The 21,423-nt window shown below is 73.2% G+C and carries 16 protein-coding genes; 6 read left to right on the top strand and 10 right to left on the bottom strand.

The features are described 5' to 3' along the window. Positions 1-97 precede the first annotated feature (97 nt). Complete coding sequence (locus ACZ60W_RS35740; protein WP_469759573.1) at positions 98-2,467, bottom strand: MMPL family transporter; 2,370 nt, start codon at positions 2,465-2,467, stop codon at positions 98-100. Between the two features lie 163 nt (positions 2,468-2,630). On the opposite strand from ACZ60W_RS35740, the gene ACZ60W_RS35735 reads away from it, so the two are divergent. Next, a complete protein-coding gene (locus ACZ60W_RS35735; RefSeq protein ID WP_469759572.1) occupies positions 2,631-3,284 on the top strand; it encodes a TetR/AcrR family transcriptional regulator in 654 nt (217 codons plus the stop codon). Here the strand turns inward: ACZ60W_RS35735 and ACZ60W_RS35730 are convergent. Beyond that, on the bottom strand, positions 3,262-4,488 hold the full coding sequence (locus ACZ60W_RS35730) for a cation:proton antiporter (RefSeq protein ID WP_469759571.1): 1,227 nt from the start codon (positions 4,486-4,488) through the stop codon (positions 3,262-3,264). The two genes, ACZ60W_RS35735 and ACZ60W_RS35730, sit on opposite strands and share 23 nt — an antisense overlap. A gap of 138 nt (positions 4,489-4,626) precedes the next feature. Between ACZ60W_RS35730 and ACZ60W_RS35725 the strand changes: the two genes are divergently transcribed. Together ACZ60W_RS35725 and ACZ60W_RS35720 are read left to right on the top strand one after the other, a co-directional pair. Beyond that, on the top strand, positions 4,627-4,851 hold the full coding sequence (locus tag ACZ60W_RS35725; protein WP_366305163.1) for a heavy-metal-associated domain-containing protein: 225 nt from the start codon (positions 4,627-4,629) through the stop codon (positions 4,849-4,851). A gap of 70 nt (positions 4,852-4,921) precedes the next feature. Further along, positions 4,922-7,129: a heavy metal translocating P-type ATPase gene (locus ACZ60W_RS35720; protein WP_469759570.1), complete on the top strand. Its 2,208-nt coding sequence runs from the start codon at positions 4,922-4,924 to the stop codon at positions 7,127-7,129. A gap of 513 nt (positions 7,130-7,642) precedes the next feature. On the opposite strand, the gene ACZ60W_RS35715 is transcribed toward ACZ60W_RS35720, so the two are convergent. Next, a complete protein-coding gene (locus ACZ60W_RS35715) occupies positions 7,643-8,932 on the bottom strand; it encodes a citrate synthase (RefSeq protein ID WP_250765284.1) in 1,290 nt (429 codons plus the stop codon). A 179-nt stretch (positions 8,933-9,111) separates the two neighbouring features. After that, positions 9,112-11,337: an SF1B family DNA helicase RecD2 gene (gene recD2 / locus ACZ60W_RS35710; RefSeq protein ID WP_469759569.1), complete on the bottom strand. Its 2,226-nt coding sequence runs from the start codon at positions 11,335-11,337 to the stop codon at positions 9,112-9,114. A 101-nt stretch (positions 11,338-11,438) separates the two neighbouring features. Here recD2 and ACZ60W_RS35705 point away from each other — a divergent pair, with 101 nt between their 5' ends. Then, positions 11,439-11,897 carry a DUF937 domain-containing protein gene (locus ACZ60W_RS35705; protein WP_469759568.1) on the top strand — a complete coding sequence of 153 codons (459 nt, stop codon included), beginning with the start codon at positions 11,439-11,441 and terminating at the stop codon, positions 11,895-11,897. Between the two features lie 21 nt (positions 11,898-11,918). Here ACZ60W_RS35705 and ACZ60W_RS35700 read toward each other — a convergent pair whose 3' ends face one another. The 3 genes from ACZ60W_RS35700 to ACZ60W_RS35690 are packed head-to-tail and all read right to left on the bottom strand — an operon-like array spanning position 11,919 to position 15,018. Then, a complete protein-coding gene (locus ACZ60W_RS35700) occupies positions 11,919-12,692 on the bottom strand; it encodes a sugar phosphate isomerase/epimerase family protein (protein ID WP_469759574.1) in 774 nt (257 codons plus the stop codon). 26 nt (positions 12,693-12,718) lie between these two features. Then, positions 12,719-13,870 (bottom strand): dihydrodipicolinate synthase family protein, encoded by a 1,152-nt coding sequence (locus tag ACZ60W_RS35695; RefSeq protein ID WP_469759567.1) that lies wholly within the window; start codon positions 13,868-13,870, stop codon positions 12,719-12,721. Continuing rightward, positions 13,867-15,018 carry a Gfo/Idh/MocA family protein gene (locus ACZ60W_RS35690; RefSeq protein ID WP_469759566.1) on the bottom strand — a complete coding sequence of 384 codons (1,152 nt, stop codon included), beginning with the start codon at positions 15,016-15,018 and terminating at the stop codon, positions 13,867-13,869. Before ACZ60W_RS35690 ends, ACZ60W_RS35695 begins: the two co-directional genes overlap by 4 nt. A 111-nt stretch (positions 15,019-15,129) precedes the next feature. Here ACZ60W_RS35690 and ACZ60W_RS35685 point away from each other — a divergent pair, with 111 nt between their 5' ends. Beyond that, complete coding sequence (locus ACZ60W_RS35685) at positions 15,130-16,179, top strand: LacI family DNA-binding transcriptional regulator (RefSeq protein ID WP_469759565.1); 1,050 nt, start codon at positions 15,130-15,132, stop codon at positions 16,177-16,179. 453 nt (positions 16,180-16,632) lie between these two features. Here ACZ60W_RS35685 and ACZ60W_RS35680 read toward each other — a convergent pair whose 3' ends face one another. Beyond that, positions 16,633-17,199: an AAA family ATPase gene (locus ACZ60W_RS35680; RefSeq protein ID WP_469759564.1), complete on the bottom strand. Its 567-nt coding sequence runs from the start codon at positions 17,197-17,199 to the stop codon at positions 16,633-16,635. A gap of 197 nt (positions 17,200-17,396) precedes the next feature. Here ACZ60W_RS35680 and ACZ60W_RS35675 point away from each other — a divergent pair, with 197 nt between their 5' ends. Further along, positions 17,397-19,223: a glycoside hydrolase family 3 protein gene (locus ACZ60W_RS35675; protein ID WP_469759563.1), complete on the top strand. Its 1,827-nt coding sequence runs from the start codon at positions 17,397-17,399 to the stop codon at positions 19,221-19,223. A gap of 51 nt (positions 19,224-19,274) precedes the next feature. Here the strand turns inward: ACZ60W_RS35675 and ACZ60W_RS35670 are convergent, their stop codons facing one another. Both ACZ60W_RS35670 and ACZ60W_RS35665 read right to left on the bottom strand, forming a co-directional pair. Further along, positions 19,275-20,720, bottom strand: a complete 1,446-nt coding sequence (locus tag ACZ60W_RS35670) for an aminopeptidase (protein WP_469759562.1) — start codon at positions 20,718-20,720, stop codon at positions 19,275-19,277. A gap of 99 nt (positions 20,721-20,819) precedes the next feature. Then, positions 20,820-21,242, bottom strand: a complete 423-nt coding sequence (locus ACZ60W_RS35665) for a hypothetical protein (protein ID WP_469759561.1) — start codon at positions 21,240-21,242, stop codon at positions 20,820-20,822. Positions 21,243-21,423 lie beyond the last annotated feature (181 nt).

Here is a 21,423-nt window from a genome sequence, read left to right as displayed (position 1 = left end):
CCCTCCCCTCCCCCCCCCCCCCCCCCCCCCCCCCCCCCCCCCTCCCCCCCCCCCCCCCCCCCCCCCCCCCCCCCCCCCCCCCCCCCCCCGCGCCGTGTCAGCGACGCGCGGCCGCGGCCTCCCGCCGCTCCCCGCCGTCCCCGCTCCGGCCGTCGGTGCCGGGTGCCTCCGGGGCGGGGCGGGGGGCGTCCGACTCGCTGACGCCGAAACGGTCGTGGAAGCGGCGCAGCGGACCGGGGGCCCACCAGGTGAAGCGGCCGGTCAGCTTCATCACGGAAGGGACGAGGAGGCTGCGGACCACCATCGCGTCCATGAGGACGGCGAGGGCGACGCCGAGCCCGAGCATCTTGGTGTTGGTGACGCGCGAGGTGCCGATGGCGACCATGACGACGGCGAGGATCACGGCGGCGGCGGTGATCAGGCCGCCGGTGTGGCGCAGGCCGAAGCGGACGGAGTGCTCGTGGTCGCCGGTGGCGTCGTACTCCTCCTTGATGCGGGAGAGCAGGAACACCCCGTAGTCCATGGAGAGTCCGAAGGCGACGCAGAACATCAGGACGGGCAGGGTCGTCTCGATGTCGCCGGTGGAGGTGAAGCCGAGGAGCCCGGCGAGATGGCCCTCCTGGAAGACCCAGACGACCGCGCCGAACATCGCCGTGAGGCTGAGGGCGTTGAGGACGACGGCCTGGACGGGGATGACGACGCTGCCGGTGAGCAGGAAGACCAGGAGGAGGGTGACGAGGACGACGATCGCCGCGGCCCAGGGCAGCCGCTCGGCGAGGGCGGCCTTGGAGTCGACGAGGACGGCGGACTGTCCGGTGACGGCGGTGTCGAAGGGGGCGGGGACGGCCCGGAGTTCGCCCACCACCCGCTGGGCGCCGGCGCCGACGGTCTCGCCCTCGGGCACGACGGTGAAGTAGGCGTGGCCGCCGCCGCGCGCGGTGACGGGGCCGTCGGCCCGGTCGACGCCGTCCAGGGCGGCTATCCGCTCGCGGTAGGCCGCGTACTGCGCGGGGGTGGCGGGGCCTTCGGCGAGGACGGTGATGCCGCCGCCGGGGTCGCCGGGGAAGCTGTCCCGCAGCTCGTCCTGGACGACCCGGGAGGAGGCGGTGACGGGCAGCTGGCGGTCGTCGGCGGTGCCGAACTTCACGCCGAGGAAGGGCAGTCCGAGCAGGACCAGGCCGGCGGTGGTGAGCACGGCGAAGACCGGCGCCCGGCGCATGACGAGGGCGGCGGCGCGCGCCCATCCGGCCCCGGCCCCCGCCTCGGTCCCGGCCTCGCTCCCGGCGTCGGTCCCCGCTCCCTGGCCGGTGGCGTCCGGCGCGCTCCCGGGCCGGCCGCGGCGGCGCAGGAGGCGCCGCAGGTCGAGGGCGTTGACCCGGTCGCCGAGCAGGACGAGGGCCGCCGGGAGCAGGGTGAGCGCGGCGGTCGCGGCGAGCAGGACGACCGCGATGCCGGCGTACGCGAAGGAGCGCAGGAAGTACTGCGGGAAGACGAGCATCGCGGAGAGCGACACGGCGACGGTCAGGGCGGAGAAGAGCACCGTGCGGCCGGCGGTGCGCAGGGTGGTGCGGACGGCGGTGTAGGTGTCGGCGCCGGCCGCCAGCTCCTCGCGGTAGCGGCGGACGACGAACAGCGCGTAGTCGATGGCGAGCCCGAGGCCGAGCGCCGTCGTCAGGTTCTGCGCGAAGACGGAGACGTCGGTGAACTCGGTGATGCCGCGCAGCACCGCGTTGGTGCCGAGGATGGCGACGATGCCCACGCCGAGCGGCAGGAGGGCGGCGACGGCGCTGCCGAAGACCATGACGAGCAGGACGAGGGTGAGGGGCAGGGCGATGAGCTCGGCCCGGAGCAGGTCCTCCTGGATGACGGTCTGCATCTCGTGGCGGACGGCGAGGCCGCCGCCGAGAGAGACCTCCACGGGTCCGTGCGCGCCCCGGAACTCGGGGGCGATCCGGTCGAGGACGGCGGCGGCCTCCTTCTCCTCGCCGGCGATCCGCGCGGCGATGACCGCCTGCCGGCCGTCCTCGGAGCGCAGGGCGGGCGAGCCGGTGGACCAATAGGAGCCGACGCCGTCGACGCCGGGCTCGGCGGCGAGCCGCTCGGTGAGCCGGCGGGCCTCGGCGGCGACGGCCGGGTCGTCGACCGCGGCCCGGCCCGGCGCGGCCCCGGCGGCCCCCGCTCCGCCCTTCGCGTCGACGAGCAGCAGCACGTTGGGCTGGGAGCCGGGGAACTCCCGCTCCAGCGCCTTCGTGGCGTAGGTGGACTCGGCGGCCGGGTCCTCCCAGCCGCCGCTGCCCATGCGGTCGGCGACCCCTCCGCCGGCCAGCACCGCGAGGGCGGTGAGCACCAGCGCGACGAGGAGGGTGAGGCGCGGCCGGGCGGTCACGAAACGCGTCCAGCCCCCCACGGACCCCCTGTGACCTGGGCCTGCGGCCCCGCCGGTCGCTGATTTCTTGACTTCGGCCATGACCCGGTGTCCCCTTCACCTGACCCCTGCGCTCGCTTCCCGGCAGGTCGCATGGGTCGCCCATTGCCATAGACTGGCAAACACGAGTGATCACTCGCATTTCCCAAATATGCGAGCGACCTCTCGTGTTTGTCAAACGTGTTGAGGAGAGCTGGGGACAGCCATGTCCGAAGTGTCCGAGGAGTCGAAGCCCCGCCGCCGCCAGGCCCGCGGCGAACGCCGCATCGCGCAGCTGCTCCAGGCCGCCGCGAACGTCTTCTGCGCGAACGGGTACACGGCGACCAGCACCAACGCGATCGCCCGCGAGGCGCACGTCTCGCCGGGCACGCTCTACCAGTACTTCCCGAACAAGGAGGCCATCGCGATCGAGCTCGGCGGGCGCCTCCTCCACGAGATGCGGGAGGCCCACGGCCAGGCGTTCACCCCGGGGAACCTCACGCTGCCGCTCCCCGAGCTGCTCGACGTGGTCGTCGACCCGATGATCGAGTTCAACTGCGCGAACCCGGTCTTCCTCGCCCTGATGCACGGCTCCGAGGTGCCGGGCCGGATCGCCGAGGAGCACGACGCGCTGCACGCGTCCCTGCTGACCAGCGTGCAGGGGGTGATCGCGCACTACGCCCCCGCGCTGCCCGCCGAGGACCGCTCCCGGATCGCCGGCATGACGTTCGCGATCTTCAAGGGCGGCCTGGGGCTGGTGCTCGCCGCGCCCGAGGGGCCGGAGCGGGAGGCGACGGTGACCGAGCTCAAGACGGTCCTGCTGCGCTACCTCGCCCCCCTCGTCACCGACGGGGCCGTCACCACGTCTCCGCGCCGCTGACGGCCTCCGCGGGCGCCGCCCCCTCCCCCCGGCCCCGGCCCGCCCGCGCCCGCAGCCTCAGCGCGAGCAGCGGGAAGACCAGCACCGAGACCATGGCCGCCCCGACCAGGGCCGCCGCCTCGCCGGCCGGCATGGCCTCGTCGTCGACGCCGATGGTGGTGATCGCGACGACCAGCGGCAGCGCCGTGGAGCCGTGGAGCACGAGTCCGCCCCGGTCCGTCCGGTCGAGGTCGCGCGGGGCCAGGAGCCAGATCGGGCCGCCGCGCACGACGAGGAAGAGCAGCAGGAAGGCCGGCAGCAGGACCAGCGGCCGGCCGCCGGCGAGGAGCGAGTCCAGGTCGAACTCGATGCCGGTGACCACGAAGAAGACCGGGACGAGGAAGCCGAAGCCGACGCCCTCGATCTTCGCCAGGATCTCCGGCCCCGAGTCGGGCGCCGCGCCGGTCAGCACGAGCCGGGTCACCAGCCCGGCCGCGAAGGCGCCGAGCAGCACGTCGAGCCCGAGCGCCGTCGACGCCCCGAGCATCAGGGCGAGCAGCAGGAAGACGAACCGCACCGCGAACTGGCCGCTGCTGTGCAGGGTCCTGGCGATGACCTTGGAGAACCAGGGCGGGCGGGGCCGCAGGGCCCACAGGACGGCCGCGGCCGTGAGCGCCGCGAAGACGGCGAGGAGCACGGTGGACTCGGCGGCGCCCCGGCCGCTGAGCAGCAGCGCCATCGCGATGATCGGGCCGAACTCGCCGACGGCGCCGAAGGCCATGACGACCGAGCCGAACCGCCCCTGGAGCTCTCCGGCGTCCCTGAGCACGGGCAGGACGGTGCCGAGGGCGGTACTGGTCAGCGCCACCCCGATGAAGACGCCCCGGGTGTAGCCGCCGCCGAGCAGGACGCCGGTGGAGAGCCCGAGCGCCAGGGCCGCCGTCCAGGCCCACACGGAGCGCCTGAGGGTGTCGCCGCGGACCTTGCCGAACTCGATCTCGTACCCCGCCAGGAAGATCAGCATGGCGAGTCCGAGCTGGGAGAGCCCGTCGATCAGCGCGTCGGAGCGGGCCCAGTCCAGGACGTCGGGGCCGATGAGGATGCCGAGCAGGATCTCGAAGATGACCAGGGGGACGGGGAACCTGCGCCCCACCGCGTAGGCCAGCAGCGGCGCCAGGACGGCGATCGCCATGATCAGGATGAGCGTACTCCCCGAATGCGACATATCGGGTGTCTACCATGAGCCCTACCCGCCGCCCCGGTGGCGCGCGTCCGCCGGGGAGCGGCGCCGCGAGTGGAACTTATACCCCTAGGGGGTATAAACTGGGCCTTCCAGGACCCTGACCCCCAGGAGGAGCGCGCCATGTCCGCAGAGACGAAGACCGAACTCACCACCGTCTACCAGGTCAAGGGCATGACCTGCGGCCACTGCGAGGGCGCGGTCTCCGGCGAGATCTCCGAGATCCCCGGCGTCTCCTCCGTCACCGCCGTCGCCAAGACCGGCGAGGTCACCGTCGTCTCCGACACCGCCCTCGACCGCGCGGCCGTCGCCGCCGCCGTGGACGAGGCCGGCTACGAGCTGGTCTGACCCCCGCCGAACAGGCGTCGCAGGGCCGTACGGTTACCTCGTACGGCCCTGCTCCCGTTTGGAACCGCGCATGCCAAGCACCACCGTCACCGAGCTGACGATCGGCGGGATGACCTGCGCCTCGTGCGCCGCCCGCGTCGAGAAGAAGCTCAACCGGATGGACGGCGTCACCGCCACCGTCAACTACGCCACGGAGAAGGCGCACGTCGAGCACGCCCCGCACGTCGGCGTCGACGAGCTGATCGCCACCGTCGTGAAGACCGGCTACACCGCCGAGGAGCCCCTCCCGCCGGCCCCCGAGACCCCGGAGGCGCCCGAGGACCCCGAACTCGCCTCCCTCCGGCAGCGGCTCACGGTCTCCGCGCTCCTCTCCGCGCCCGTGGTCCTGCTCGCCATGGTCCCCTCGCTCCAGTTCGACGACTGGCAGTGGCTGTCGCTCACCCTCGCCTCCCCCGTCGTCGTCTGGGGCGGACTGCCCTTCCACCGGGCCGCCTGGACCAACCTGCGGCACGGCGCCGCCACCATGGACACCCTCGTCTCCGTCGGCACCCTCGCCGCCTACGGCTGGTCCCTCTGGGCCCTCTTCCTCGGCGACGCCGGCATGCCCGGCATGCGGCACGGCTTCGACCTCACCGCCGACCGCGCCCACGCCTCCTCCTCGATCTACCTGGAGGTCGCCGCGGGGGTCGTCACCTTCATCCTCCTCGGCCGGTACCTGGAGGCCCGCGCCAAACGCAAGGCGGGCGCCGCCCTGCACGCCCTGATGGAGCTCGGCGCCAAGGACGTGGCCGTCCTGCGCGCCGGCCGGGAGACCCGCGTCCCGGTCGCCGAGCTGCGGGCCGGCGACCACTTCGTCGTACGCCCCGGCGAGAAGGTCGCCACCGACGGCACCGTCGTCGAGGGCTCCTCCGCCGTCGACACCTCCCTGCTCACGGGCGAGTCCCTGCCCGTCGACGTCGCCGACGGCTCCACCGTCACCGGCGGCTGCGTCAACGTCTCCGGCCGGCTCGTCGTCGAGGCCACCCGCGTCGGCGCCGACACCCGGCTCGCCCGGATGGCGAAACTCGTCGAGGACGCCCAGAGCGGCAAGGCCGAGGTCCAGCGGCTCGCCGACCGGATCTCCGCCGTCTTCGTCCCCGTGGTGCTCCTCGTCGCCCTCGGCACCCTCGTCACCTGGCTCCTGCTGACCGACGACCCGACCGCCTCCTTCACCGCCGCCGTCGCCGTCCTGATCATCGCCTGCCCCTGCGCCCTCGGCCTGGCCACCCCGACCGCCCTCATGGTCGGCACCGGCCGCGGCGCCCAGCTCGGCATCCTCATCAAGGGCCCCGAGGTCCTGGAGTCCACCCGCCGCGTCGACACCGTCGTCCTCGACAAGACCGGCACCGTCACCACCGGCCGGATGCGGCTCGTGGACGTCCACGTCCACGGCGGCACGTACGGCACCGACTCCGCCGACGAGACCGGACTGCTGCGGCTGGCGGGCGCCCTGGAACACGCCTCGGAGCACCCCGTCGCCCGCGCGGTCGCGGCGGGCGCCGCCGAGCGGTGCGGCGAACTCCCCGTCCCCAAGACCTTCGAGAACGTCCCCGGGCTCGGCGTCCGCGGCTCCGTCGAGGGCCGGCTCGTCCTCGTCGGGCGCGCCGCCCTCCTCACCGCCGAGGGCGTCGAGGTGCCCGGGACGGCCGCGCCCGGCACCGTCCACGTCGCCTGGGACGGGGTGGCCCGGGGCACCCTCACCGTCGCCGACACGGTCAAGGACACCAGCGCCGAGGCGGTCGCCCGGCTGCGCGGCCTCGGGCTGCGCCCGGTGCTGCTCACCGGCGACCACCGGGCCGTCGCGGAGGCCGTCGCGGCCGAGGTGGGCATCGACGAGGTGATCGCGGAGGTGCTCCCGGAGGAGAAGGCCGAGGTCGTCCGGCGGCTCCAGGCGGAGGGCAGGACGGTCGCCATGGTCGGCGACGGCGTCAACGACGCCGCGGCGCTCGCCACCGCCGATCTCGGTCTGGCGATGGGGACCGGCACGGACGCGGCCATCGAGGCGAGCGACCTGACCCTGGTCCGCGGCGACCTGCGCGTCGCGGCGGACGCCATCCGGCTCGCCCGCCGGACCCTCGCGACGATCAAGGGCAACCTCGGCTGGGCCTTCGGCTACAACCTCGCCGCGCTCCCCCTCGCGGCGGCCGGCCTGCTGAACCCGATGATCGCCGGCCTCGCCATGGCCTTTTCGTCCGTCTTCGTCGTATCCAACAGCCTTCGTCTCCGTCGCTTCACGTGATTTCACCTACACGTGACGCACAGGACCTTCACAAGGAGACCTAGATCACAGATATTGGGGGGTAACCATCTGGGCTGTTCGCGAGTCTAAGTGGGCGATGCCGAGAACGTCTTGGGGGACGTTCATGGAATGTCTTGGGGGACGTTCCAGGCAAGCGTTGGCCGGGGCACGTGCACCGGGGAGCTTTGAGCGGCCCTCCCGTACGTACCCCGGCAGACCGCATCGCGCCCGACCCGCGCAGCTTCTGCTGACACCGCAGACGCCCGGCCCGGATCCCGTGGGGGGAATCCGCACCGGGAAAAGGGAAGCGCCCCGCCCGTCGACCCGTGGGGGGATCGACGGCGGGGCGCCTCTCGCTTTTGCCGGGCTCGGTTCGCCTCCGGGGCGCCGGTGCCGGTGCCGGGACGACGACCGAGCTCGACCCTCCTTCGTCGGGCCTGCGCGCAGTCGCCGTCCCGGCACCGGCGCGCCCCTTCGGCTCACTCGCCGGGGGCCACCGGGCCTCGCGAGGTCCTAGCGGGACTCGACCGGGACGAAGTCGCGGAGGACCTCGCCGGTGTAGATCTGGCGCGGGCGGCCGATGCGGGAACCCGGCTCCTTGATCATCTCGTGCCACTGGGCGATCCAGCCGGGGAGGCGGCCGAGCGCGAAGAGCACGGTGAACATCTCGGTCGGGAAGCCCATCGCGCGGTAGATGAGGCCCGTGTAGAAGTCCACGTTCGGGTAGAGGTTGCGCGAGACGAAGTACTCGTCGGAGAGCGCGTGCTCCTCCAGCTTGAGCGCGATGTCCAGGAGCTCGTCGGACTTGCCGAGCGCGGAGAGGACGTCGTGCGCCGCCGCCTTGATGATCTTGGCGCGCGGGTCGAAGGACTTGTACACCCGGTGGCCGAAGCCCATCAGGCGGACGCCGTCCTCCTTGTTCTTCACCTTGCGGATGAAGGAGTCGACGTCGCCGCCGTTGGCCTTGATGCCCTCGAGCATCTCCAGGACCGACTGGTTGGCGCCACCGTGCAGCGGGCCCCACAGGGCCGAGATGCCGGCGGAGATCGAGGCGAACATGTTCGCCTGCGAGGAGCCGACCAGGCGCACGGTGGAGGTCGAGCAGTTCTGCTCGTGGTCCGCGTGCAGGATCAGCAGCTTGTCGAGCGCGTTGACGACGACCGGGTCCAGGTCGTACTCCTGCGCCGGGACCGAGAAGGTCATGCGCAGGAAGTTCTCGACGTACCCGAGGTCGTTGCGCGGGTAGACGAAGGGGTGGCCGATCGACTTCTTGTACGCGTACGCCGCGATCGTCGGCAGCTTGGCGAGCAGCCGGATCGTGGAGAGGTGGCGCTGCTCCTCGTCGAACGGGTTGTGGCTGTCCTGGTAGAAGGTGGACAGCGCGGAGACCACCGACGACAGCATCGCCATCGGGTGGGCGTCCCGCGGGAAGCCGCGGAAGAAGTTCTTGACGTCCTCGTGGACGAGGGTGTGCTGCGTGATCTCGTTCTTGAAGGTCGCCAGCTCGTCGACCTTCGGCAGCTCACCGTTGATCAGCAGGTACGCCACCTCAAGGAAGGTGGAGCGCTCCGCCAGCTGCTCGATGGGGTAACCGCGGTACCGCAGGATGCCCTGCTCGCCGTCGAGGTAGGTGATCGCGGATTTATAGGCGGCGGTGTTGCCGTATCCGCTGTCGAGGGTGACCAGACCGGTCTGGGCTCGGAGTTTCCCGATGTCGAAGCCCTTGTCGCCGACGGTGCTCTCGACCACCGGGTAGGTGTATTCACCGTCCGCGTACCGCAGTACTACAGAGTTGTCGCTCACGTCATCCCTCACCGACGTAGTGCCTCTTCTTCGAGGTGCCCTGACTGTCTCTACCATCCCCCATTTGGCTCAGGAGAGTGCACTCGGGGTCGACCATTGGGCCAATCGGCGGCACTCAGTGCCGCCAACCTCCCTATCCTGCCCCCTTCGCCCCGGTTGCGGTAGTCCTCCGTGATCTTTCACACGAGGGCGTCCCCTGTGAGGCGATGGGCCAGTGCGGTAAAGCGCCTGCCTGCGGAGACCGTACGGACCGCCTGGGCGATGGCCCGACGGGAGCCGACCAGGACGACCAGCTTCCGGGCCCGGGTCACGGCCGTGTAGAGCAGGTTCCGCTGCAGCATCATCCAGGCGCTCATGGTGACCGGAATCACCACCGCCGGATACTCGCTGCCCTGCGAACGGTGGATGGTGACCGCGTACGCGTGGGCCAGCTCGTCCAGCTCGTCGAAGTCGTACGGCACCTCCTCGTCCTCGTCCGTCCGCACGGTGAGCCGCTGCTCGACGGGGTCCAGCTCCGTGACGACGCCGACCGTACCGTTGAAGACCCCGTTGGCCCCCTTCTCATAGTTGTTGCGAATCTGGGTGACCTTGTCGCCCACCCGGAAGACCCTGCCGCCGAACCGCTTCTCCGGCACGTCGGGACGGGCCGGGGTGATGACCTGCTGGAGCAGCCCGTTCAGCGAGCCGGCGCCCGCCGGGCCCCGGTGCATGGGAGCGAGGACCTGGACGTCCCGGCGCGGGTCCAGGCCGAACCGGGCCGGGATCCGGCGGGCCGCGACGTCCACGGCGACCCGGGCGGCGTCCTCGGTCTCCTCCTCGACGAAGTGGAAGAAGTCCGGCAGGCCCTGCGTGAGGGGCGGCGTGCCGGCGTTGATCCGGTGCGCGTTGGTGACGACACCGGACTGCTGGGCCTGCCGGAAGATCCGGGTCAGCCGGACCGCGGGCACGGGGCTGCCGGGGGCGAGGAGGTCGCCGAGCACCTCGCCCGCGCCCACCGAGGGCAGCTGGTCGACGTCCCCCACCAGCAGCAGGTGCGCACCCGGTGCCACCGCCTTGACCAGCTTGTTCGCCAGCAGCAGGTCCAGCATGGACGCCTCGTCGACGACGACCAGGTCCGCGTCGAGCGGCCGGTCCCGGTCGTAGGCCGCGTCGCCCCCGGGCTTCAGTTCGAGGAGCCGGTGGACGGTCGACGCCTCGGCGCCGGTCAGCTCCGCGAGCCGCTTGGCGGCCCGTCCGGTGGGGGCGGCGAGGACCACCTTCGCCCGCTTCGCCCGGGCCAGCTCCACGATCGAGCGGACCGTGAAGGACTTGCCACAGCCGGGGCCGCCGGTCAGGACCGCGACCCTGCGGGTCAGCGCGAGCCGCACGGCCTCCTCCTGCTCGGGCGCCAGGGAGGCGCCGGTGCGGTCGGCGAGCCAGGCCAGCGCCTTGTCCCAGGCCACCTCGCGGAAGGCCGGCATCCGGTCCTCCTCGGTCCGCAGCAGCCGCCGCACCTGGCCGGCGAGCGACAGCTCGGCCCGGTGGAACGGCACCAGGAACACTCCGGTGACCGGTGTGCCCTCCGGGCCGGGCACCACCTCCCGCACGACCCCCTCGGGATCCTCGGCGAGCTCCGCCAGACACTCGATGACCAGGCCCGTGTCCACCCCGAGCAGCTTCACCGCGTCGGCGATCAGCCGCTCCTCGGGGAGGAAGCAGTGCCCCTGGTCGGTGGACTGCGACAGGGCGTACTGCAGGCCGGCCTTCACCCGGTCCGGGCTGTCGTGCGGGATGCCGACGGACTGCGCGATCTTGTCGGCGGTCAGGAAGCCGATGCCCCAGACGTCCGCCGCGAGCCGGTACGGCTGGTTGCGCACGACGGAGATCGAGGCGTCGCCGTACTTCTTGTAGATCCGCACCGCGATGGAGGTGGAGACGCCGACGCCCTGGAGGAAGACCATCACCTCCTTGATCGCCTTCTGCTCCTCCCAGGCGGCCGTGATCTTCGCGGTCCGCTTGGGACCGAGCCCGGGGACCTCGATCAGGCGCGCGGGCGCCTCCTCCAGGACGTCCAGGGTCTCCAGCCCGAAGTGCCGGGTGATGCGGTCGGCGAAGACCGGGCCGATGCCCTTCACGAGCCCCGACCCCAGATAGCGGCGGATGCCCTGGATCGTGGCGGGGAGGAGCGTGGTGTAGTTGTCGACGGTGAACTGCTTCCCGTACTGCGGATGGGAGCCCCAGCGCCCCTCCATCCGCAGCGACTCCCCCGGCTGCGCCCCCAGGAGCGCCCCCACGACCGTGAGCAGGTCCCCCGCGCCCCGCCCGGTGTCGACACGGGCGACCGTGTACCCGCTCTCCTCGTTGGCGTAGGTGATCCGCTCCAGGACCCCCTCGACCACTGCCGGCCCGCGACCGTCGTTGGACATGGACCGACCGTAGCGAAGGGCACGGACACTCGGGGACGGGGCCGGGGAGCGGGGCCCGGTTCCGGGTGCCGGGGAAAGGGATGGACCGTAGCGTTTCGGGCATGACTGACTCTTCCTTCCAGGACGACGTCCTGACGGAGCTCGGCGACGACCGGCTCCAGGAGATCGCCGGGATGCTCGGCACCGACACCGAGGGGGCCCGGCAGCTGGTGGACGGCTCGGTCGCGGAGCTCTCCGGCGGGCTGCGCCGGGCCGCGTCGGAGCCGGGCGACGCCGACGAGGTGCGCGCCGCCGTCGCCGAGGTCACCTCGCCCGAGCCGCCGCTCCAGGGGGTGGCCGCCCTCGGCGGCCTGGTGGGCGGCGGCCTCATGGCCGGTGTCCTGACGAAGCTGGCCAAGCCCGCCGCCACCGCCGTCGCGAAGCGCACCGGCATCCCGCCCGCCACCGCCGCCCGCGCCGTCGAGATGCTCGTCCCCGTCCTCCTCGCCGTCCTCACCAAGCGGGCCGCCGCCAGGAAGGCCACCGACCTGGGCGACCTCCTGGGCGGCCCGGGCAGATAACCCTCCGGCGGGGGGGGGCGGTCAGACCGTCAGGTAGGCCTCCAGCGTCTCCTCCAGGACCTCCACGCCGTCCCTGGCCCACAGGTCCTCGTTGAAGAGTTCGACCTCGACCGGGCCGGTGTAGCCGGCCTTCTCCACCAGGTCGGCCCAGGCGCGGAGGTCGATGGCGCCGGCGCCGAGCTGGCCGCGGCCGTTGAGGACGCCGGCGGGGAGGGGGGTGGTCCAGTCGGCGAGCTGGAAGGAGTGGATGCGGCCGGCGGCGCCGGCGCGCGCCACGGCGGCCGGGGCGCGGTCGTCCCACCACAGGTGGTAGGTGTCGACGGTGACGCCGACCTGCTCGGCCGGGAAGTGCTCCGCGATCTCCAGGGCCTGGTCGAGGGTGGAGACGGCGCAGCGGTCGGAGGCGTACATGGGGTGGAGGGGCTCGATGGCGAGGCGGACGCCGCGCTCCCCCGCGTAGGGGGCGAGGACGCCGACGGCCTCGGTGATGCGGGCCCGGGCGGAGGGCAGGTCGGGGCAGGCGGGGGTGAGGCCGCCGGAGACCAGGACGAGGGTGCCGGTGCCGAGGGCCGCCGCCTCGTCGACGGCGGCGCGGTTGTCCGCCTCCCAGCCGTCGGCGGTGAAGAACCCGCCCCGGCAGAGGGTGGTGACGGCGAGGCCGGCGTCCCGTACGAGGCCGGCGGCGGCCTCGACGCCGTACGCCTGGACGGGTTCACGCCACAGGCCGACGCCCGGGACGCCGAGCCGGACGCACGCGGCGACCAGGTCGGGCAGGGCCAGCTGCCGGACGGTCATCTGGTTGACGCTGAAGCGGTCGAGGTTCACGCGGGGACTCCGTACACCGTGAGCAGGGACCGCATCCGGGCCTCGGCGCGCGCCGGGTCGGGGAACAGGCCCAGGCCGTCGGCGAGTTCGTAGGCGCGGGCCAGGTGCGGGAGCGAGCGGGCGGACTGCAGGCCGCCGACCATCGCGAAGTGCTCCTGGTGCCCGGAGAGCCAGGCGAGGAACACGACACCCGTCTTGTAGAAGCGGGTCGGGGCCCGGAAGAGGTGCCGGGAGAGCGCGACGGTGGGGTCGAGGAGCTTGCGGAAGCCGTCGGCGTCACCGGTGTCGAGGGTGCGGACCGCCTCGGCCGCGAGCGGGGCCAGGGGGTCGAAGATGCCCAGCAGGGCGTGGCTGAAGCCCTGTTCGTCGCCCGCGATCAGCTCGGGGTAGTGGAAGTCGTCGCCGGTGTAGCAGCGGACGCCCTCCGGGAGGCGGCGGCGCAGAGCGACCTCGCGCCGGGCGTCGAGGAGGGAGACCTTGATGCCGTCGACCTTGTCGGGGTGGGCGGCGATCACCTCCAGGAAGGTCTCGGTCGCGGCGTCGAGGTCGGCGGAGCCCCAGTACCCGTCGAGCGCCGGGTCGAACATCGGGCCCAGCCAGTGCAGGACGACGGGCTCGCTCGCCTGGCGCAGGAGGTGGCCGTAGACGTCGAGGTAGTCCTCCCGGTCCCCGGCCGCGGCGGCGAGCGCGCGGGAGGCCATGAGGACGGCCTGCGAGCCGGTCTCCTCGACGAGGGCGAGCTGCTCCTCGTACGCCTCGCGGACCGCGACGAGGCCGGCCGGGCCGGTGAGCTGGTCGGTTCCGACGCCGCAGGCGATGCGGCCGCCGACGGCCCTCGCCTCGGCGGCGGAGCGGCGGATCAGCTCGGCGGCCCCGGTCCAGTCCAGGCCCATGCCGCGCTGGGCGGTGTCCATCGCCTCGGCGACCCCGAGGCCGTGGGACCAGAGGTGGCGCCGGAAGGCGAGGGTGGCGTCCCAGTCGACGGCGGCGGGCCCGTCAGGGGTGGTGTCGGCGTACGGGTCGGCGACGACGTGCGCGGCGGAGAAGACCGTGCGGGAGGTCAGGGGTCCGCCGGCGGTGAGCGCGAGGGGCTCGGCCCGGGGGGTGTACTCCCGGGTGCCGCCGCCCGTTTCGGGCAGCCGGATCACAGGGTGACCTCCGGGACGTCGAGGCGGCGGCCCTCGGCGGCGGACCGGAGGCCCAGCTCGGCGAGCTGGACGCCGCGGGCGCCGGCGAGCAGGTCCCAGTGGTACGGCTCGTCGAGGGCGACGTGCCGCAGGAACAGCTCCCACTGGGCCTTGAAGCCGTTGTCGAACTCGGCGTTGTCCGGGACCTCCTGCCACTGGTCACGGAAGGGCTCGGTGACCGGGATGTCGGGGTTCCAGACCGGCTTGGGGGTGGCCGAACGGTGCTGGACGCGGCAGCCGCGCAGCCCGGCGACGGCCGATCCGTGGGTGCCGTCGACCTGGAACTCGACGAGTTCGTCGCGGTGGACGCGGACCGTCCAGGAGGAGTTGATCTGGGCGGTCACGCCGCCCTCCAGCCCGAAGATGCCGTAGGCGGCGTCGTCGGCGGTGGCCTCGTAGGGCTTGCCGTGCTCGTCCCAGCGGCGCGGCACGTGGGTGGCGACGTGGGCGGTGACCGAGGTGACGCGGCCGAACAGCTCGTGGAGCACGTACTCCCAGTGCGGGAACATGTCGACGACGATGCCGCCGCCGTCCTCGGAGCGGTAGTTCCAGCTGGGACGCTGGGCGTCCTGCCAGTCGCCCTCGAAGACCCAGTAGCCGAACTCGCCGCGCACGGAGAGGATCTCGCCGAAGAAGCCGCCGTCGATGAGCCGCTTGAGCTTGAGCAGGCCCGGCAGGAACAGCTTGTCCTGGACGACGCCGTGCTTGACGCCCTTCTCGGCGGCGAGCCGCGCGAGTCCGAGGGCGCCGGCGAGGTCGGCGGCGGTGGGCTTCTCGGTGTAGACGTGCTTGCCCGCGGCGATGGCCTTGGTGATCGCCTCGACGCGGGCGGAGGTGACCTGGGCGTCGAAGTAGACGTCGACGCCCTCGTCGGCGAGGACGGCGTCGAGGTCGGTGGACCACTCGGTGAGGCCGTGGCGCTCGGCGAGGGCGCGCAGGGCGGGCTCGCGGCGGCCGACGAGGACGGGTTCGGGCCAGAGGGTCTCGCCGTTGCCGAGGTCGAGGCCGCCCTGTTCGCGCAGGGCGAGGATCGAGCGGACGAGGTGCTGGCGGTAGCCCATGCGTCCGGTGACGCCGTTCATGGCGATGCGGACTGTCCTGCGTGTCACGAAAGATTCCTCTCCACGGTGCTCCGCGCTGGGATAGAAAGCGCTTTCCATCGGCGATGACGCTAGCCTGCCGACATCACCGTCGACAAGGGCCCCGGAGGTACGCACCCGATGACCGTCACCCTGGCGGACGTGGCAGCCCGCGCCCGGGTCTCCCCCGCGACCGTCTCCCGCGTGCTCAACGGCAACTACCCGGTCGCCGCGTCGACCCGCGAGCGCGTCCTGCGGGCGGTCGACGAGCTGGACTACGTCCTCAACGGCACCGCGAGCTCCCTCGCCGCCGCCACCTCCGACCTGGTCGGCGTCCTGGTCAACGACATCGCCGACCCGTTCTTCGGGATCATGGCGAGCGCGGCGCAGAGCTCCATCGGGGAGAGCGCCACCGGGCGGGCCGGGGGCCGGAAGCTCGCCGTGGTCTGCAACACCGGCGGCTCCCCCGAGCGCGAGCTGACCTACCTCACCCTGCTCCAGCGCCAGCGGGCCGCGGCCGTGATCCTCATGGGCGGATCACTGGAGGACCCGGAGCACCTGGCGGCCACGGCGGGCAAACTGTCCAAGCTGGCCGAGGCGGGCACCCGGGTCGTGCTCTGCGGGCGCCCGCCCGTGCCGGGCGACGCCCACACGGCGGCCCTCGTCTTCGACAACCGCACCGGCGCCCGGCACCTGACGGACCATCTGCTCGCCCTCGGCCACCGGCGCATCGGGTACGTGGCCGGGCCCGCCGACCGCACGACGACCCGGCACCGCCTCGAAGGCCACCGCGAGGCGCTCACCGCCGCCGGCGTCGCCGAGGGCCCGACGGTCCACGGCCCCTACGACCGCCGGTCCGGCTACGACGCCACCGCCGAACTCCTCGCCCGCGACCCGGACCTCACCGCCGTCGTCGCCGCCAACGACACGGTCGCCCTCGGCGTCTGCGCGGCGCTGCGCGAGCGCGGCCTGTCGATCCCCGGCGACGTCTCCGTCGCCGGCTTCGACGACCTCCCCTTCTCGATCGACGCCGTCCCCGCCCTCACCACCGTCCGCCTCCCCCTCCACGACGCCGGCGTCCGCGCCGGACGCCTGGCCATGGACACGGAGGAGGCCCCGCCCGGCGGCCGCCCGGAGACGGTCCCGGCGGACCTGGTCGTCCGCGGTTCCACGGCGCCGCCACGCGGCTGAACGACGCGCCCGGGCCCGCCCCCGGGCGGGCGGGCCGCCGCGGCCTGCCGCCGCCGGAGCGACGAGGACCGGGGCCCACGCGACGGCGTGGACCCCGGCCCCGGCGACGGCGGCCCCGGGGCGGCGCGCGCCGTGGCCGGCGTCAGCGCCGAGTCGGCGCCGGCCGCGAGCCGCGGGTGGTCCACGCCGTGGCCGGCGCCCTTGCGATGCGGGCGCCGCCCCGAGGCCGAGGTCACCCCGAGGGCCGCTGCCCTTCTGAGCCGACGCCACGCCCAGGCCGGTGTCCTTCCTGAGCCGGTTTCACTGCCAGGCCGGTGCCCTTCCCGAGTCGACGCCACGCCCAGGCCGGTGTCCTTCCTGAGCCGGTGTCATTCCTGAGCCGGTGTCCTTCCCGAGCCGGCGCCACTCCCGGGCCGGTGTCACTCCGGCGCCGGCGTCACTCCCGGGCCCGTGTCACTCCGGCGCCGGCGTCATTCCGATGGCGGCGAGGACCGCGTCGACCGTCTCGTCGACCGTCTGGTCCGCGTTGTCGATCCAGGTTCCCTCGCCGGAGAGTTCCTCGCGCAGGGCCTCGTCGAGGAAGGCCCAGTTGGTGGTGAGGCGCTTGTGGCGGGCGTTGTTGCGCTCCCATGCCGTGTCGGGGCCGGGGGCGAGGATGACGGGGTGGAGCGGGGCGGCCTTGACGTGGGCGCGATAGAAGTCCAGGTGGGAGCGGCGCACGACGACGTCGTCGAGGACGGGGAGGAAGCCGGCGGAGGCGAGGCTGTCGGCGAGGAGGCAGGCGTTGCGGGCCCGCAGGAGGATCTGCCGGTCGGCCTCGGGGTCGCCGTCGGGGCTGGGCCAGTGGCCGCCCCGGACGATCAGCTCCTGGAGGTGGTCGACCTCGACGTGGGAGGAGCGGGCGAAGCGGGCCGCGAGGGCCGCCGCGACGGTCGACTTGCCGCTGCCGGGGATCCCGGCGAGCAGGACGACGCCGGGGGCGGGTTCGGGGGTGTCGACGGTGATGTGATCGAAGGTCATGCGTGCCTTTCCTCGCCGGTGGACCCGGACGACCGTACGGTCGCGGCGGCGGGGACGCCACCGGTTTCCTCCCGGGCGATTCCTGCGCGGGTCCTTGACCTGGCAGTTACTTTCGGGCTATCCGTGACCCTTGGAAGTTTCCTTCACGGAGGGCTTCCGCCCGATCCCCGACCCCCGCACGGCCGGAAGGAGCATCAGTGCACCACCGCGCCCCCGCCCCCTCCCGACGCACCCTCCTCACGGTGACCGCCGCAGCCGCCGCGGCAGCCGTCACCGGAGTGAGCACCCCCGCCCACGCCGGAACCGAACGCCACGACGACCGCACGCTCCGGCGGATCATCGACCGGATGTCCCTGGAGGAGAAGGTCGGCCAGCTCTTCGTGATGCGGGTCTACGGCCACTCCGCGACGGCGCCGGACCAGGCCGACATCGACGCCAACCTAACGGAGATCGGCGTCCGGACCGCCGCCGAGCTGGTCGAGCGCTACCACGTCGGCGGCGTCATCTACTTCTCCTGGGCCCACAACACCCGTGACCCCCGGCAGATCGCGGAGCTCTCCAACGGCATCCAGCGGGCCGCCCTCGCCGGGGCGTCGCCGGTCCCGGTGCTCATCTCCACCGACCAGGAGCACGGCATCGTCTGCCGGATGGGCGCGCCCGCCACCCTGCTGCCGGGCGCGATGGCCCTCGGGGCCGGCGGCTCGGCCGCGGACGCCCGCAGGGCCGGGCAGATCGCGGGGGCCGAACTCGCGGCCGTCGGCATCCGCCAGAACTACGCGCCGGACGCCGACGTGAACGTGAACCCGGCGAACCCGGTCATCGGCGTCCGTTCCTTCGGCTCGGACCCGAAGGCGGTCGCCGGGCTGGTCGCGGCGCAGGTCAAGGGCTACCAGCGGGCCGGGGTCGCGGCCACCGCGAAGCACTTCCCGGGCCACGGCGACACCGCCGTCGACAGCCACTACGGCCTGCCGACCATCACCCACACCCCCGAGGAGTGGGACCGGCTCGACGCGCCGCCGTTCCGGTCCGCGATCGCCGCCGGGATCGACTCGATCATGACCGCGCACATCGTGGTCCCCGCGCTCGACCCCAGCGAGGACCCGGCGACCCTGTCCCGGCCCATCCTCACCGGGATCCTGCGCGAAAGGCTGGGCTACGACGGCGTGGTGGTGACCGACTCCCTCGGGATGGAGGGGGTGCGCACCAAGTACGGGGACGAGCGCGTCCCGGTCCTGGCGCTCAAGGCGGGCGTGGACCAGCTGCTGAACCCGCCGAAGCTCGACGTGGCGTGGAACGCGGTCCTGGCGGCGGTCCGGTCGGGCGAACTGACCGAGGCCCGGCTCGATGAATCGATCCTGCGCATCCTGCGGCTCAAGGCGAAGCTGGGGCTGTTCCGGCAGGCGTACGTGACCCGGTCCGGCGTCGACCGGGTGGTGGGCACCGCCGCCCACCTCGCGCGGGCCGACCGGATCGCCGAGGCGACCACGACCCTGCTGGTCAACGAGGACGGCTTCCTGCCGCTCAGTCCGGCCTCCCACGGCTCGGTGCTCGTCGTCGGCGCGGACCCGGCCTCGCCGTCGGGCACCACCGGTCCGCCGACCACGACCCTCGCGGCCGCCCTGACCGGACTGGGCTTCACCGCGACCGCGCTCTCCACCGGGATCACGCCCACGGCGGCGAGGATCGAGGAGGCGGTGGCGGCCGCGGCCGGGAAGGACGTGGTGCTCGTCGGCACGTACAACGTCACCGCGACCAGCCCGCAGCGGACGCTCGTGGCGCGGCTCGTCGCCACCGGGGTGCCCGTCGTGACCCTCGCCATCCGCAACCCGTACGACGTGGCCCGGATCGGCGGACAGCGGGCGACGCTGGCCTCCTACTCCTGGACCGACGTCGAACTCCGCGCCGCCGTCCGGGTGCTGGCCGGGCGGGTCCGGCCGCGGGGCCGGCTCCCGGTCCCGGTGCAGAGCGCCGACGACCCGTCGACGGTGCTCTACCCGGTGGGCCACGGCCTGTCGTACCGCTGACGCGGCGGTGGGGTGCGCCCGTCGGACGCACCCCACCTCCTGCCGCGAGGGCTACGGCCGCAGGCCGTGCTCCCGCGTCGCGTCCTCGTCGACCGCGCGGTCGACGCGGGCGTCGAAGCGCGCCAGCGGCTGCGCCGCCCGGACGGCCGGGGCGGGGACGCCGGCCCAGGCCAGGATGCGGGCGGTGGCGTTCTCGCGCTCGGCGTCGACGAGCCCGGCGACGCTGGCTCCGTGGTTGGCGCCCGGCGCCACGTAGACGTAGCTGTCGCGCGCGCCCTTGCCGAGGCGGAACTGCTCCGAGCCCCACGGGTCGTTGCCACCGTAGACGAAGAGCATCCGGGTCGCGTTCTTGCGGACCCAGTCGTCGACGTCCCGCATGGCCTGCGGCTTGAACTTCATGGGGATCTCACGCGGCACGAAGCTGCTGGCGGGCTGGTACCCGTAGCGGCTCAGGCCCTTCAGGTGCGGCTGCTTGATGCTGGGCGAGCCGAGCTCGGTCGCCGCCTGGTAGTAGTACGGCGTGTAGTACTCCAGGCCCTGGTCGGTGTAGGCGGACCAGCCGGAGTAGGCGTCGATCGTCTCGTAGACGGTGTCGTCGCTCGCGGTCGCCGCGTCCGGGATCTGGTCGCAGACGTCCTGGCCGTAGTACTGCCAGAAGCCCCAGACGAAGTCGAGGACGACGGCCTCGTACGCCTTGTCGAGGGAGCCGACCGTGTTGAAGGTGGCACCCTCGGACGCGGCCCACGCCTCGTACTTCTTCTCCAGCGGCGCGCGCCGGACCAGGGCCTCGCGCTGCATGCCGTTGAGCCGGTCGCGGCACTCCTTGGTGCCGACGGTCTCGAAGAACCGGTCGTAGGCCGAGTCCTCCTTGTTCACCACGTCGTTCGGGGCGACGTAGGCGACGACGCCGTCCATGTCGCGCGGGTAGAAGCGCTCGTAGTACGTGGCGGTCATGCCGCCCTTGGAGGCGCCGGTGGAGAGCCACTTCTGGCCGTAGATCCCCTTCAGCGCCGTGTAGATCCGGTGCTGGTCGCTGGCCGCCTGCCAGATGTCCAGCTTGGACCAGTCGGCGGGCTGCGGGCGCGACGGCGTGAAGAAGCGGTACTCCATGGAGACCTGGTTGCCGTCGACGATCCGGGTCGGCTCGGTCCGGCTCGGCGTGGTGCTCAGGCCGTATCCGCTGGTGCGGAAGACGGTGGGTCGGCTCGTGTCCTTGTGCAGGAGCGAGAGCCGCTGCTTGAACGTGCCCGCCCACGGGCGGTGGTGGTCGATCGGCTGGACGTACTCCAGGACGAAGTAGCGGTAGCCGGCGTACGGCTTCTCCTCGATCAGGCTCATCCCGGGGATCGCCAGGATGCGGTCCTTGATGTCCGTGCTCTGCGAGTCGGCGACGGACGTGCTGCCGGACTCCGTGTCCGCGGCGGTGGCCGCGCCCGTGGAGCCGACGGTGCCTATGAGCACCGAAAGCGACAGCAGCCATCTGAGCGACGTGCGCATTCGTCCTCCCCTTGGTTCACAACGGTGTCGCGAACCTAGCGGGGTCAACGTGTGGACCGCCAGACCCAGTTGGTCCTTACCCTTGGACTTTCCTGCGCATCAGCACAGGATCCAGCCCGTCGCCCGGCCGATCCCGGCCACCGATCCGCTCACGCGGACGCAGCGGTTGAGGGCGTGGACGGTGACGGGCCCGCTCTGCCGGTCGAACCGTCCGGAGCGCACCGCCGGACGGCCGCCGCGGGGCTGGACGGAGACGGTCATCGGACGGCGGACGCCGGGCCGCTTGGCGACGGTGACGGCGCAGACGTAGTGCCGGGTCCGGTAGACGCGCAGCTCCCCGGTGGCGAAGGCGTAGGTCCTGGTCGGGCGCCCGAGGCAGACGGAGGCGGCCTCGGCGGTCCCGGCTCCGGGGCCGGGCACGGGCAGCAGGAGCAGCGTGAGCGCGGCGAGGACCGGGGCGAGCCCACGGGTGAGCGCCCGCCGGCGGCCGTGGCGGCGCTCGGGTTCCGGATCCGTGGTCATGGGCTCCCCTCCCGGGTGAATCGCCGTACGGGCGTACGACGCACCCGACGCCGGAACGGTTGCTTCCGGTGGTGCGGGAGGGGTGAGGGTCCGCCGGGCACGGCGGGGGGGGGGGGGGGGGGGGGGGGGGGGGGGAGGAGCGGGGGGGGGGGGGGGGGGCGTGGGGGGGGGGTTTGGGGCT

This window comes from Streptomyces sp. NPDC104202 (assembly GCF_055584185.1).
This window is presented reverse-complemented; position numbering and strand designations above follow the sequence as displayed.

Coding starts and splice junctions, on each gene's coding strand:
- ACZ60W_RS35740 (WP_469759573.1), bottom strand. CDS start 2,467: ATGGCCGAAGTCAAGAAATCAGCGACCGGCGGGGCCGCAGGCCCAGGT.
- ACZ60W_RS35735 (WP_469759572.1), top strand. CDS start 2,631: ATGTCCGAAGTGTCCGAGGAGTCGAAGCCCCGCCGCCGCCAGGCCCGC.
- ACZ60W_RS35730 (WP_469759571.1), bottom strand. CDS start 4,488: ATGTCGCATTCGGGGAGTACGCTCATCCTGATCATGGCGATCGCCGTC.
- ACZ60W_RS35725 (WP_366305163.1), top strand. CDS start 4,627: ATGTCCGCAGAGACGAAGACCGAACTCACCACCGTCTACCAGGTCAAG.
- ACZ60W_RS35720 (WP_469759570.1), top strand. CDS start 4,922: ATGCCAAGCACCACCGTCACCGAGCTGACGATCGGCGGGATGACCTGC.
- recD2 (WP_469759569.1), bottom strand. CDS start 11,337: ATGTCCAACGACGGTCGCGGGCCGGCAGTGGTCGAGGGGGTCCTGGAG.
- ACZ60W_RS35705 (WP_469759568.1), top strand. CDS start 11,439: ATGACTGACTCTTCCTTCCAGGACGACGTCCTGACGGAGCTCGGCGAC.
- ACZ60W_RS35700 (WP_469759574.1), bottom strand. CDS start 12,692: ATGACCGTCCGGCAGCTGGCCCTGCCCGACCTGGTCGCCGCGTGCGTC.
- ACZ60W_RS35685 (WP_469759565.1), top strand. CDS start 15,130: ATGACCGTCACCCTGGCGGACGTGGCAGCCCGCGCCCGGGTCTCCCCC.
- ACZ60W_RS35680 (WP_469759564.1), bottom strand. CDS start 17,199: ATGACCTTCGATCACATCACCGTCGACACCCCCGAACCCGCCCCCGGC.
- ACZ60W_RS35670 (WP_469759562.1), bottom strand. CDS start 20,720: ATGCGCACGTCGCTCAGATGGCTGCTGTCGCTTTCGGTGCTCATAGGC.
- ACZ60W_RS35665 (WP_469759561.1), bottom strand. CDS start 21,242: ATGACCACGGATCCGGAACCCGAGCGCCGCCACGGCCGCCGGCGGGCG.